This window comes from Mycobacterium sp. 4858 (assembly GCF_900240975.1).
In the GTDB taxonomy this organism is placed as follows: Bacteria; Actinomycetota; Actinomycetes; order Mycobacteriales; family Mycobacteriaceae; genus Mycobacterium.
In genome coordinates this window covers 516,293-528,818 of sequence record NZ_LT968775.1, presented here as the reverse complement: position 1 = coordinate 528,818, position 12,526 = coordinate 516,293, and the positions used below count along the sequence as shown (strand labels likewise).

At 69.3% G+C, this 12,526-nt stretch carries 11 protein-coding genes and 1 tRNA gene; 5 read left to right on the top strand and 7 right to left on the bottom strand.

Going from position 1 to position 12,526, the window contains the following annotated elements; genetic code table 11:
- The gene (locus C1737_RS02415) at positions 1-1,647 is read left to right on the top strand and encodes an NAD-dependent malic enzyme (RefSeq protein WP_068094119.1); all 1,647 of its coding nucleotides are present in this window, start codon (positions 1-3) and stop codon (positions 1,645-1,647) included.
- Positions 1,648-1,659: 12 nt separating this feature from the next.
- Here C1737_RS02415 and C1737_RS02410 read toward each other — a convergent pair.
- Positions 1,660-1,732 (bottom strand) — tRNA-Asn (locus C1737_RS02410).
- Between the two features lie 130 nt (positions 1,733-1,862).
- Here C1737_RS02410 and C1737_RS02405 point away from each other — a divergent pair.
- Positions 1,863-2,141 (top strand): hypothetical protein, encoded by a 279-nt coding sequence (locus tag C1737_RS02405; protein ID WP_067917168.1) that lies wholly within the window; start codon positions 1,863-1,865, stop codon positions 2,139-2,141.
- Here C1737_RS02405 and dnaG read toward each other — a convergent pair.
- The 3 genes from dnaG to C1737_RS02390 form a co-directional block, all read right to left on the bottom strand.
- On the bottom strand, positions 2,116-4,104 hold the full coding sequence (gene dnaG, locus C1737_RS02400; protein ID WP_233214626.1) for a DNA primase: 1,989 nt from the start codon (positions 4,102-4,104) through the stop codon (positions 2,116-2,118). The two genes, C1737_RS02405 and dnaG, sit on opposite strands and share 26 nt — an antisense overlap.
- A gap of 30 nt (positions 4,105-4,134) precedes the next feature.
- Complete coding sequence (locus C1737_RS02395; protein ID WP_102417117.1) at positions 4,135-4,743, bottom strand: superoxide dismutase family protein; 609 nt, start codon at positions 4,741-4,743, stop codon at positions 4,135-4,137.
- Positions 4,744-4,808: 65 nt separating this feature from the next.
- Positions 4,809-6,098: a deoxyguanosinetriphosphate triphosphohydrolase gene (locus C1737_RS02390; RefSeq protein ID WP_369804378.1), complete on the bottom strand. Its 1,290-nt coding sequence runs from the start codon at positions 6,096-6,098 to the stop codon at positions 4,809-4,811.
- 95 nt (positions 6,099-6,193) lie between these two features.
- On the opposite strand from C1737_RS02390, the gene C1737_RS02385 reads away from it, so the two are divergent.
- Entirely contained in the window at positions 6,194-8,176 is a 1,983-nt protein-coding gene (locus tag C1737_RS02385) for a TPM domain-containing protein (protein WP_102417739.1), read from the top strand.
- 23 nt (positions 8,177-8,199) lie between these two features.
- On the opposite strand, the gene C1737_RS02380 is transcribed toward C1737_RS02385, so the two are convergent.
- From C1737_RS02380 to C1737_RS02370, 3 genes are all read right to left on the bottom strand, one after another.
- The gene (locus C1737_RS02380; protein ID WP_369804377.1) at positions 8,200-8,520 is read right to left on the bottom strand and encodes a hypothetical protein; all 321 of its coding nucleotides are present in this window, start codon (positions 8,518-8,520) and stop codon (positions 8,200-8,202) included.
- Between the two features lie 152 nt (positions 8,521-8,672).
- Positions 8,673-9,881 carry a PPE family protein gene (locus C1737_RS02375; RefSeq protein WP_102417116.1) on the bottom strand — a complete coding sequence of 403 codons (1,209 nt, stop codon included), beginning with the start codon at positions 9,879-9,881 and terminating at the stop codon, positions 8,673-8,675.
- A 219-nt stretch (positions 9,882-10,100) separates the two neighbouring features.
- Positions 10,101-11,498 (bottom strand): glycine--tRNA ligase, encoded by a 1,398-nt coding sequence (locus C1737_RS02370; protein ID WP_199182796.1) that lies wholly within the window; start codon positions 11,496-11,498, stop codon positions 10,101-10,103.
- 247 nt (positions 11,499-11,745) lie between these two features.
- On the opposite strand from C1737_RS02370, the gene C1737_RS02365 reads away from it, so the two are divergent.
- Together C1737_RS02365 and C1737_RS02360 are read left to right on the top strand one after the other, a co-directional pair.
- The gene (locus C1737_RS02365; protein ID WP_369807510.1) at positions 11,746-12,123 is read left to right on the top strand and encodes an ArsR/SmtB family transcription factor; all 378 of its coding nucleotides are present in this window, start codon (positions 11,746-11,748) and stop codon (positions 12,121-12,123) included.
- Positions 12,120-12,509, top strand: a complete 390-nt coding sequence (locus C1737_RS02360) for a Fur family transcriptional regulator (RefSeq protein WP_067917156.1) — start codon at positions 12,120-12,122, stop codon at positions 12,507-12,509. Before C1737_RS02365 ends, C1737_RS02360 begins: the two co-directional genes overlap by 4 nt.
- Positions 12,510-12,526: the final 17 nt, after the last annotated feature.

Genomic DNA, 12,526 nt, shown 5'->3' with positions numbered 1-12,526 from the left:
ATGAGCGACGCCCACGCGCCGCGGATCCCGCCGGCACTCGCTGCGCCGAGCCTGAACCGCGGGGTCGGCTTCACGCACGAGCAGCGCCACCGGCTGGGGCTGACCGGACGACTGCCCTCGGCGGTGCTCACGCTCGACGAACAGGCCGACCGGGTGTGGCATCAATTACAGAGCCTGGCAACCGATCTGGGCCGCAACCTGCTGCTGGAACAGCTGCACTACCGCCACGAACTGCTCTACTACAAGGTGCTCGAAGACCACCTGCCCGAGCTGATGCCGGTGGTCTACACCCCCACCGTCGGCGAGGCCATTCAACGGTTCTCCGACGAATACCGCGGGCAGCGCGGGCTGTTCCTGAGCATCGACGAGCCCGACGACATCGAGGCGGCCTTCGCGACCTTCGGGCTGGAGCCCGGCGACGTCGACCTGATCGTGTGCACCGACGCCGAAGCGATCCTGGGCATCGGTGACTGGGGCGTGGGCGGCATCCAGATCGCGGTGGGCAAGCTGGCGCTGTACACCGCCGGCGCCGGCATCGACCCGCGCCGCTGCATCGCGGTGTCGCTGGATGTCGGCACCGACAACGAACAACTTTTGCAGGATCCGTTCTACCTGGGCAATCGTCACGCCCGGCGGCGCGGCGCCGAATACGACGACTTCGTCAATCGGTACATCGAAACCGCGCACCGGCTGTTCCCGAGCGCCATCCTGCATTTCGAGGACTTCGGGCCCCTGAACGCCCGGCGGATCCTGCACACGTACGGCGACAAGTACTGCGTGTTCAACGACGACATCCAGGGCACCGGCGCCGTGGTCGTCGCGGCCGTGTACGGCGGATGCCACATCACCGGCGTGCCGATGCGCGACCAAACGGTGGTGGTCTTCGGGGCCGGCACCGCCGGGATCGGGGTGGCCGATCAGATTCGCGATGCGATGGTCTCCGACGGCGCCACCGTCGAGCAGGCCACGGCGCAGATCTGGCCGATCGACAGGCAGGGCCTGCTGTTCGACGACATGGACGACCTGCGCGATTTCCAGGTGCCCTACGCCAAGAACCGCGCCCGGCTGGGCGTGACCGAAGGCGAGCGGGTGGGCTTGGTGGACACCATCAAGCTCGCCTCCCCCACCATCCTGCTGGGCGCATCGGCCGTGTTCGGCGCGTTCACCGAGAAGGTCGTGCGGGCCATGGTCGCCTCCTGCGAGCGCCCGATGATCTTCCCGCTGTCCAACCCCACCTCGCGCATGGAAGCCGTGCCGGGCGACCTGCTGCAGTGGTCCGACGGCAAGGCGCTGATCACCACGGGAACCCCCGTCGCGCCGGTCGAGTACGACGGCACCACCTACACCATCGGCCAGGCCAACAACGTGCTGGTGTTCCCCGGGATCGGGCTGGGCATCATCGTCGCCGGGGCCCGGCTGCTGACCAAGGGGATGCTGCAGGCGGCGGCGGAAGCCGTTGTGCGACAAGCCAGCCCGTCAGCCCTCGGGGATTCCTTGCTGCCCGACGTCCGGGACTTGCGCGCCATCTCGACGGCGGTTGCCGAAGCCGTGTATCTCGCCGCCGTCGCCGAAGGGGTAGCGACGCGGACGCACGCCGACCCCCGGCAAGCCGTCCTGGACACCGTGTGGACCCCGAAATACGACTAGTTCTCGGCCTTGCTCCCCCGCCTGGACTCGAACCAGGAACCTATCGGTTAACAGCCGAACGCTCTGCCAATTGAGCTACAGGGGATCAACACGATCGCGGGACGACTCTAGCGTACTGGCACAACCGCGCCCAACTAGACGCCGGGACGGATCGGGCGCGCACGCACCCGTCCGGGTGAGGCAGGATGGAACCGTCGCTAGTCGGGAGGAACGTTTTGATCCGGTATGTCGTGGTGCTTGGACTGGGTTACGTGCTGGGCTCGAAGGCCGGGCGGCGCCGATACGAGCAGATCGTGGGCACCTATCGGGCGCTGACCAGCAGTCCCGTGGCCAAGTCGGTGATCGAAGGGGGGCGCCGCAAGATCGCGAACCGGATCTCCCCGGACGCCGGATTCGTGACCGTCGCCGACATCGACGACCAGACGGCCATCATGGAGCGTGACCCCGGGCGAACGGCCGACGAGGCCCTCACATCGGCAGATCGTCGCCGCTAGCCTGCTCCAGCAGGCTGCGCCGGTAGGCCTCCATCGCGACCAGGTCACCGAACAACGCGTGGTACTCGTCACCCTGTTCGATCGGCGACATGCGCTGCAGCTTTGACTTCACCTCGGCGATCTGGTGGCCCATCCACACTTCCTGCAGCCGGGCCAGCACGCCGGCGATGTAGCGGGGCAGCTTCTCGTCGTCGACCTCGATGGCCTCCACGCCCAGCTCGTTGATCAACCCCGCGGTCAGGTCGGATCCGGCGCGCTGGCGCACCGCGTCGATCCACTGCGCCCCCGTGACGCCGCTGGACGTGCCGCCCGCGGCCTCGATGGCGCCGCGCACGGCGGCGTACCCGGGATGGGTGAAGCTTTCGACCGTCAGCGTGTCGAACACCGGCCCGGCCAGCGCCGGCGACTGCAGCGCCGACTTGAGCGCCTCGCGCTGGAGCCGCAGGGTCGGGTCGCGCGGGTCGGGGCGGGTGGCGGCCGGTTGCGTCGGCGCCGCCGCACGGGCCTGCTGGGGGGCCCGGCGGGAGGCGTTCGCACCGCCACCGCCCCGGGCGGGTGCCGGCGACTTCTTGGCCTGACTGCGCACCCGGTCGATGACCTGGGCGACGTCGTCCCAGCCGACCCAGCCGGCGAGCTGGCGAGCGTACTCGTCGCGCAGCGTCGGGTCTTTGATCTGGGACACCATCGGCACGCATCGGCGCAGCGCCCCGACCCTGCCCTCGGCGCTGTCCAGGTCCATCTCGGCGATCGCCGTGCGGATCGCGAACTCGAACAACGGGGTGCGCCGCGCCACCAGGTCGCGCAGGGCGCCGTCGCCGGACTTCAGGCGCAGGTCGCAGGGATCCATGCCGTCCGGGGCCACCGCGACGAACGACTGCCCCGCCAGGTTCTGCTCCCCGCCGAAGGCCTTGAGCGCCGCAGCCCGCCCGGCCTCGTCACCGTCGAAGACGTAGATCAACTCGCCGCGGAAGAAGCTGTCGTCCATCATGAGCCGCCGCAGCATCGCCAGGTGCTCGTCACCGAACGCGGTGCCGCACGACGCCACCGCGGTGGTGACGCCCGCCAGATGCATTGCCATCACGTCGGTGTAGCCCTCGACGACGACCGCCTGGTGTCCCTTGGCGATGTCGCGCTTGGCCAGATCGATGCCGAACATCACCGACGACTTCTTGTATAGCAGCGTCTCGGGGGTGTTGATGTACTTGGCTTCCATCGGGTCGTCGTCGAACAGGCGGCGGGCGCCGAAGCCGATCACCTCGCCGGCCGCGGTGCGGATGGGCCACAGCAGCCGGCGGTGGAAGCGGTCGATGGGGCCGCGCCGGCCCTGCCGCGAGAGGCCGGCCGCCTCCAGCTCCTTGAACTCGAAACCCTTGCGCACCAGATGTTTTGTCAGTGAGTCCCAGCCGGACGGCGCGAAGCCGCAGCCGAAGCGACGGGCCGCCTCGGCGTCGAAATTCCGCTCGGTCAGGTACTGGCGGGCCGGCGCGGCCTCGGCGGACTCCAGCGCCGCGGCGTAGAACTCCGCCGCGGCCGCGTTGGCCGCGACCAGCCGGCTGCGACTCCCGCGGTCCCGCTGCACGCTGGTCGCCGGGCCGGTGTAGCTGATGGTGTGGCCGATCCGGTCGGCGAGGAGTTCAACGGCCTCGACGAAGGTGACGTGTTCGATCTTCTGGATGAACGCGTAGACGTCGCCGCCTTCCCCGCAGCCGAAGCAGTGGAAGTGGCCGTGGTTGGGGCGAACGTGGAACGACGGCGACTTCTCGTCGTGGAACGGGCACAGGCCCTTGAGGGAATCGGCTCCGGCGCGTCGCAATTGGACGTAGTCGCCGACGACTTCGTCGATGCGGACGCGCTCGCGGATGGCGGCGATGTCGCGGTCGGGGATCCGGCCGCGGCCCCTGGGCCGGGCGTCGTCCTCCCCCGCGCGCGGTTGGCGCCCCCACGAACCTGCCGGGCTGGACATCGGCTCAGTCTAGAGCGCCGAGCCGGCCGGCTATCCGGTTCCGATGACGCCGCACGCCACCCGGTCCATCGCGTTGTCGCTGTATTCGGCGCCGTGCAACATCAACGCCTTGCCGTCACCGCCCACCAGGACGTCCCGGGTGAAGGCGTCGGTGGTGGTCACCAGGTAGGCCGACCCGTCCTGGCGCACCTCGAGCGACGTCAGGTCGCCGCTTTCGGGCTTCCCGGTGTGGCCGGGCGCGTTGTAATGACCGCCTGCCGACAGGAAGTTTCCGGGCGGACCGCCGGTCGGGGCGACGGAGTTGGGCTCGCACTTGCCGATCTGGTGGACGTGCAAGCCGTGGAAGCCCGGAGTCAAGATGCCCGGTGCGACCGTCTTGACGGTGACGGTCACGTAGCCGCCGGTGAAGTCGAACGTCGCCGTGGCGACGGACCGGCCGTCCGGCGTCTTCAGTTGCGCGCTGAGCGATTCGCCGTTGGGCGGCGGCGTGGTCGTCTCGCCCGACGATGCCGGCGGGGCGCTCTTGACCGGAGGGGTGGTGCCGGGCTGGGTGCTCGCGTGTTGTGGCGAGCTGCAGGCGGTCATGACGGCGACGGGAAGCCCCACCGCGAGGGTGGCGATGCCGCTGAATTTGGTCATGCGGGGCAGCCTAGTCCGCGACGGCGACGGCGCTGCCGTGGGATGACCTGCGCCGGGGCCGCGGCCTAACCGGTGGTCTGACGCGCGTCGATGCGTTCCAGCCGGCCCTCGGTATAGGAGGCGATCTGGTCGACGATGACCCGTAACCGGGCACGGTCGTCGGCCGCGACGGTGAACGCCGCGGCGAAGACCGGGTCGAGCGTGTGCGGCGCCCCGGCGTGCAGCCATTGCGCCACCCGGTGGATCCGTTGGCGTTGCATGCCCTGGGTGTCCAGATGGCGCGGGTCGGACATGATGAACTGCAGCGCAAGGATTTTCAGCAGAGCGACCTCGGCGCGCACCAGGTCGGGGACCAGCAGGTCGGCCCGGTAGCGCACCAGAGGCCCGGGACCGGCCGCGGCGCGGGTGGTGGCGATGGCGGCCGACGCGAACCTGCCGACCAGTTCACTGGTCAGTCGCTTGAGCGCGACGGACGCCGACAAGGTGGCGTCGTATTTTCCGACGGCTGCCACCACCGGCAACGCCGAGAGCCGCCCCGCGGCCGCCAGGAAGTCGTCGGCGCTGACCCGGAAGAACTCGCTCTCACCCAGTTTGGCCAGCGCGGCCGCCTCGTGCTCATCGGCGAGCACCCGCAGGTCGATGCGTTGGGAGACGACGCCGTCCTCGACGTCATGGACGGAGTAGGCGATATCGTCGGCCCAGTCCATCACTTGCGCTTCCAGGCACATCCGGCCTTCCGGCGCGCCGGCCCGCACCCAGTCCGCCGGCTCGCGGTCCTCCTCGTAGAAACCGAACTTTTTCTTCTCTTTGCCGGGACCCTTGCCGCGGTACCACGGATACTTGGTGACCGCGTCCAATGACGCGCGGGTCAGGTTCAGCCCCGCGCTATTGCCTTGTTCGTCAAGGACTTTGGGCTCCAGGCTGGTCAAGATGCGGAAGTTCTGCGCATTGCCCTCGAAACCGCCGTGGCCGGCAGCGACCTCGTCCAGGGCGCGCTCGCCGTTGTGCCCGTAGGGCGGATGGCCGATGTCGTGCGCCAGCCCGGCCAGCTCGACCAGGTCGAGGTCGCAGCCCAGGCCGACCGCCATCCCCCGCCCGATCTGGGCGACCTCCAGCGAGTGCGTCAGCCGGGTGCGCGGCGTGTCGCCCTCGCGAGGCCCGACCACCTGGGTCTTGTCGGCCAGCCGGCGCAGCGCGGCGCTGTGCAACACGCGGGCCCGGTCCCGCGCGAAGTCGGTACGGTGCTGACCTTCCGTACCCGGCAGACCCGCAGTCTTCGGCGCTTCGCATACCCGCCGTTGACGGTCGAAGTCGTCGTAAGGGTCTTGCCGATTCGTGTTCACCTTCTCAATCACCGCAGCACAGTCTGCCAGGGAATGCCCGACGAGGTACCGGGCCGGCGCGCGCGTATTTGCCCGCATCCCGGCGGCGCTAAATTGACCTCATGCGCATGCGCACTGCCCGCCTGGTCGGTCTAATCGGGGCGATCCTCGCGCTCGGTCTCGGCGGCGGACTGCTGGTTGCACCCGCGGCCGGCGCGCAACCCCCGTTCCGGCTCGCGGACTACGTCACCGACAACGCGGGCGTCCTGACGGACTCCGGCCGCGCGGCGGTCACGTCGGCGGTGGGCAAGCTGTACACGGATCGCCACATCCGGCTGTGGGTGGTCTACGTCGACGACTTCTCCGGCCAGGGCGCGGTGAGCTGGGCACAGCGCACGGTGAGCGCCAGCGATCTGGGCGGCTATGACGCCCTGCTGGCGGTCGCGACCAACAGCCGTGCGTACGCCTTCCTGGTGCCATCCACCGTCAAGAGCGTCAACGCCCGCCAGGTCGATGACTTGCGGCACAACAAGATCGAGCCCGCCCTGCACAACGGCGACTGGAGCGGCGCCGCGGTCGTGGCGGCCAATGGGCTCAACACGTCGCCGGGCTCGTCGGGCCGGGTCGCCCTGCTGGTCACGCTGGCGATCATTCTCGCCGCGGTGACGGCCCTGCTGTTGGTCATGCGCTACCGCGGCCGGCGGCGCCGCGCGGCCCAACTCGCCGCAGCCCGCCGCGTCGATCCCACCGACGTCGACGCGCTGGCCGCCGTGCCGTTGCAGGCCCTCGACGACCTGTCCCGCGCACTGGTGGTGGATGTCGACAACGCCGTGCGAACCAGCGCCAACGAACTCGCCCTGGCGGTCTCCGAGTTCGGCGAAGAGCGGACCCGGCCGTTCACCCAGGCCGTGGACAACGCCAAAGCCGCTCTGTCGCAAGCGTTCACGGTCCGCCAACAGCTCGACGACGGCACACCGGAGACCCCCGACCAGCGCCGCGACCTACTCACCCGAGTCGTGGTGTCCGCGGCCCGCGCCGACCGTGAGCTGGAGTCACAGACCGAAGCCTTCGAGAACCTGCGCGATCTGGTGATCAACGCCCCGTCGCGGCTCGACGCGCTGACCCGGCAGTACGTCGAGCTCACCACCCGGATAGCCCCCGCAGAACAGCGACTGGCTGAGCTGCACCACCAATTCGACGCTGCCGCACTGACTTCGGTGTCCGGCAACGTCTCGGCCGCCAAGGAGCGGCTGGCGTTCGCCGACCGCAACATCAGCACCGCCCGTGAGCTGGCCGGCGAGGCGGTCAGCGGCCGGCAGGCCGGCCTGGTGGACGCCGTCCGTGCCGCCGAGTCGGCGCTCGGGCAGGCTCGGGCGCTGCTCGACGCGGTGGACAACGCGGCCACCGACATCCAGCACGCCATCGACCGGCTGCCGTCGGCCATGGCCGACATTCAGGCGGACATCGAGCGCGCGAACGAGCTCCTGCAGAAGGCGCAAACCACCAAATCCGCCCATACCGGCGATCTGATCTCCGCGCGCGATGCGGCCGCGCGGGCCGTCGACGGTGCGCGCGCCGGCGCCTCCACCGACCCGCTGGGCGCCTTCGCGCAGTTGGCCAAGGCGGATGCCGATCTCAACCGGCTGCTGGTCACGCTCGCGCAGGAGCAGGCCGCCGCCGACCAGCTCAACCGGTCACTGGGGCAGGCGCTGTTCACCGCGGAATCCCGGGTGCGGGCGGTCTCGGACTACATCGACACGCGACGCGGCAGTGTCGGGCCGGAGGCCCGCACCCGGCTTGCCGAAGCCGAACGGCACCTGCAAGCCGCACGGGACAAGAGGGCGGCGCACGCGGCCGAAGCGATTTCCCACGCCAACGCGGCATCGACGCTGGCCGCCCAGGCGCAGTCGTTGGCCAACGCCGACGTGCAGTCGGCTCAGCGGGCCTTTACCCGTGGCGGGGGCGGCGACATGGGCGCGATGCTGGGCGGAATCATCATCGGCAACGTGCTCAGCGGCGGCATGCGGGGCGGATTCGGCGGCGGCTGGACTCCGACGTCGTTCGGTGGTTCGTCAGGCGGCGGCTTCATGGGCGGCGGCGGCCGATTCTGAGCCGCCCACCGGGGATCCGGCCGTCAGCCGGCGGCCGGTGAATGCGGGATCACGCCCCCGCTGCGCGGCATTTCGAAGTGGGGTTCGGCTTCGCCTTCCCACCGCGTCCACTCGTTCCACTGAGTGGCCTCCGCAACCGCGACCGCGGCGGGGGCGGGGACGTCCGCGCACGGGTCGGCGGCGTCGGCGCTCGGGTCGGGCTTCGGGGCCCAGTGGTCGTAGTCGTCCGGCGGCACGGCCACACCCCACTTCAGCGGAACCGACAAGCCGCCGAGCATCCCCGACTCACCCCGAACCGCTGCCACCGAGTCATCTGGTAGCGGCGGACCAAGAGGCAAAAGCATGTTGCCCCCTTCCACAGCCGATCTTCGGACGCTGTGGCCGAACCCAATAACACCAAGCAGCCACATCGTAAGCCAAACTCGAGACAAATACCCGAAAAACGTGGATTTGCTTTCGACAAGCGAATGCCCGAACCGGATGCGGTCGTCGGCCCTCATCCGCCCTTGGTCCGCGGCACCACCTTGGGGCGCGACTGGACCACGTGCGGGTTCTCCCCGCCGCGGCGCCCCCGCCGATCGGTCTTGTTCGCGTCGGCGTCCCGTTCATCCACCGCCATGGCCACGGCCGGCGTAGAACCGGCGGGTGCCGACGACGCCGAGGACGAACCGGCGGGCGCGATCGGGGGGGGCAGTTGGGGGCCCAGCGCCGGTACCGCCCGACTCGTCAGGACCGCCGGCACCGGCATCGACCCCTGCCAGGTCGGCGGTACCGTAATCGCCCCCACAAACCGCGCGGTGCCCATCCCGGCCATGGCCGGGCCCAGCCCGCCGAGCGACTGCAGCCCGTGGACCCCACCCGCGGGGGCGAGTGGAACCTCCGCGGACACGGTGGTGACGCCGGCCGCCGCCGGTGCCGCAGGCCCCACGCTGTGGGCCAGCACCATCATCGGGGACATCAGCGCGCTCGCGGGATACATCCCGATCGGCGCCAGCGCGGTCATCGTCGTCACCGGCATCGACGACAACAACGACGTCACCGACGACAGGCCGGGGAAAAACGCCCCCAACACCGACTGCAGCTCGGACACGAACGAGGCCCCCAGCGACCCGACCGCCCCGAAAGCCTGGGACGCCCAGTCGAGCGGCGCCGTCACCAAGCCCGCCAAGCCACCCAGTGCTACCGGCGGGGCGCTGAAGGCCGGCAGCGTCGCCGCCACCGTCTGCGCCCCGACGTGATAGCCGACCATTGCGGCCACGTCCTGGGCCCACATCTCCATGTATTCGATTTCGGTCATCGCGATCGCCGGCGTGTTCTGACCGAAGAAGTTCGTCGCGATCAGCATCAGCAACCGGAGGCGGTTGGCGAGCACCTCCGGGGTGGGCACCGTCGCCATGAACGCCGCCTCGTAGGCCGTCGCCGCCGCCGTCGCCTGGGCGGCCGCCATCTCGGCTTGTGCGGCGGCCGAGATCAGCCACTGCAGGTACGGCGTCGACGCCGCCACCATCGCCGCCGAGGAGGGGCCGGTCCAGGGCCCGGCGGCCACTCCCGTCACAACCGCCTCAAATGACGCAGCAGCAGCCGCCAAATCCTCCGCCAGCGCCTGCCAGGCGGAGGCCGCCGTCAACAATGAGCCGGGCCCGGCGCCGCCATACATGAGCGCAGAGTTGATCTCGGGGGGGAAGAACAGAAAAGCTGGAATCATCACATCCCCAACCCACCGACCGAGTCAACGGCACCTACGCTCACACGAATCGACACCCACCCCCGGCGACTAGACAGGTGAGGAACATCGCCTTAAGAGCTTAAGGCAATCGGGTACCCGAAGCCGCTTTTTTACGAAACGTTTAATTACGCGGCGCAGGGGTGTGGGGGCCTGTCCACCAGGCGATTCAGGACGCCGGCGGGGCGCCGCCGGAACCGGTCAGCAGCCCTTGAGCCGCGCGGCCAGATAGTCGGCCACGGCGTTCATCGCGACTCGCTCCTGCGTCATCTCATCGCGCCGGCGCACGGTGACGGCGTTGTCTTCGAGCGAATCGAAGTCCACCGTCACACAGAACGGCGTCCCCACCTCGTCCTGGCGCCGGTAGCGTCGCCCGATCGCGCCGGCGTCGTCGAAATCGATGTTCCAGCAGGTGCGCAACTCTGCGGCCAAGTCGCGCGCCTTGGGACTCAGGTCGGCGTGCCGGGACAGCGGCAGCACCGCGGCCTTGACCGGCGCCAGCCGCGGGTCCAGGCGCAGGACCGTGCGCTTCTCCATGACGCCCTTGGCGTTGGGCGCCTCGTCCTCGGTGTAGGCATCGATCAGAAACGCCATGAACGACCGGGTGAGACCGGCGGCGGGTTCGATGACGTACGGGGTGTACCGCGTATCGGTCACCTGGTCGTAGTACGACAGGTCGGCTCCGGAATGCTTTGCGTGGGTGGACAAGTCGAAATCGGTCCGATTGGCCACGCCTTCCAGCTCGCCCCACGGGTTGCCGGCGAAGCCGAACTTGTACTCGATGTCGACGGTGCGGTCGGAGTAGTGCGAAAGCTTCTCCGCCGGGTGCTCGAATAACCGCAGATTCTCCGGGTTGATGCCCAGCTCGACATACCATTGCAGCCGGGTGTCAATCCAATACTGGTGCCATTCCTTGGCGGTCGACGGCTCGACGAAGAACTCCATTTCCATTTGTTCGAACTCGCGGGTCCGGAAAATGAAATTGCCCGGCGTGATCTCGTTGCGGAAACTCTTGCCGATCTGGCCGATACCGAATGGCGGCTTCTTTCGCGCGGTGGTGGCGACGTTGGCGAAGTTGACGAAGATGCCCTGCGCGGTCTCCGGACGCAGGTAGTGCAGCCCCTCCTCGGTCTCGATGGGCCCCAGGTAGGTCTTGAGCATCATGTTGAACTCGCGGGGCTCGGTCCAGCGCCCCTTGGTGCCGCAGTCCGGGCAGACGATCTCGGTCATCGGCACCGAGTCGGGGTCGTCGATCCCCTTCTTCGCCGCGTACGCCTCCTGCATGTGGTCCTGGCGGTGCCGGTGGTGGCAGTTGAGGCACTCGACCAGCGGATCGTGGAAGACCTCGACGTGGCCGGAGGCCACCCACACCTGCCGCGGCAGGATGATCGACGAATCGAGCCCCACCACGTCGTCGCGCCCGGTCACCACGGAGCGCCACCACTGCCGTTTGATGTTCTCCTTGAGCTCCACACCCAGCGGCCCGTAGTCCCACGCCGACCGGGTGCCGCCGTAGATCTCACCCGAGGGAAAGACGAAGCCGCGCCGTTTGGCCAGGTTCACTACGGTGTCGATGACGGACGCCACGGGGTGGTGCACTCCCTTTCCGGGTTTGAACGGGCGCGCGCGGCGGCCGGCCGCCGTGCGCAGAGCATCAGTCATGGTAGCGATCGGCGCCGGGGTCTTTGACATGCGTCATCATGCATGTGACAGTGGAAGTCGGCCGTCCGCGAGACCTCACGGCGGGACCTCCCCACTACCTGGCACTTCTCGAAGGTGATGACTCTCTCCCATGGCGATGTCCCCCTCCCCGCCTTCCCCGATGCCGGCCACCGCCGGTAGCGGCATGGGACCGGCCATGACCGCGGTCGCCCAGGAGCACGGCGACGCCGGGCCCGGCGGACATCGCGCGCTGGCCGACTATCCCGTCCCGCCGTCGCGGGAGATCCTGGACGCGGCCGGCGAACTCCTGCGCGCGCTGGCAGCTCCGGTGCGGATCGCCATCGTGCTGCAGCTGCGTGAATCCCACCGCTGCGTGCACGAGCTGGTCGACGCGCTCGGCGTCCCGCAGCCACTGGTCAGCCAGCACCTGAAGATCCTCAAGGCCGCCGGCGTCGTCACCGGCGAGCGCTCCGGCCGCGAGGTGCTCTACCGGCTGGCCGACCATCACCTGGCGCACATCGTCGTGGACGCGGTCGCCCACGCGAGTGAGGACGCCCAATGACAGGCGCGAGCGTCCGGTCGACCCGTCAGCGGGCGGCGATCGCCACCCTGATGGACACCCTCGACGACTTCCGCTCGGCACAGGAGTTGCACGACGAGCTGCGCCGCCGCGGCGAGAACATCGGGTTGACCACGGTCTACCGGACGCTGCAGTCGATGGCGGCGGCCGGCATGGTCGACACGCTGCGCACCGACACCGGCGAGTCGGTCTACCGTAGGTGCTCCGAACACCACCATCATCACCTGGTCTGCCGCGGCTGCGGTTCCACCATCGAAGTCGGCGACCACGAGGTCGAGGAGTGGGCGGCGCAGGTCGCGGCCAAACACGGCTATTCCGACGTCAGCCACACCATCGAGATCTTCGGCACCTGCAAGGACTGCCAATAACCCGCCGGCCGTGAAGC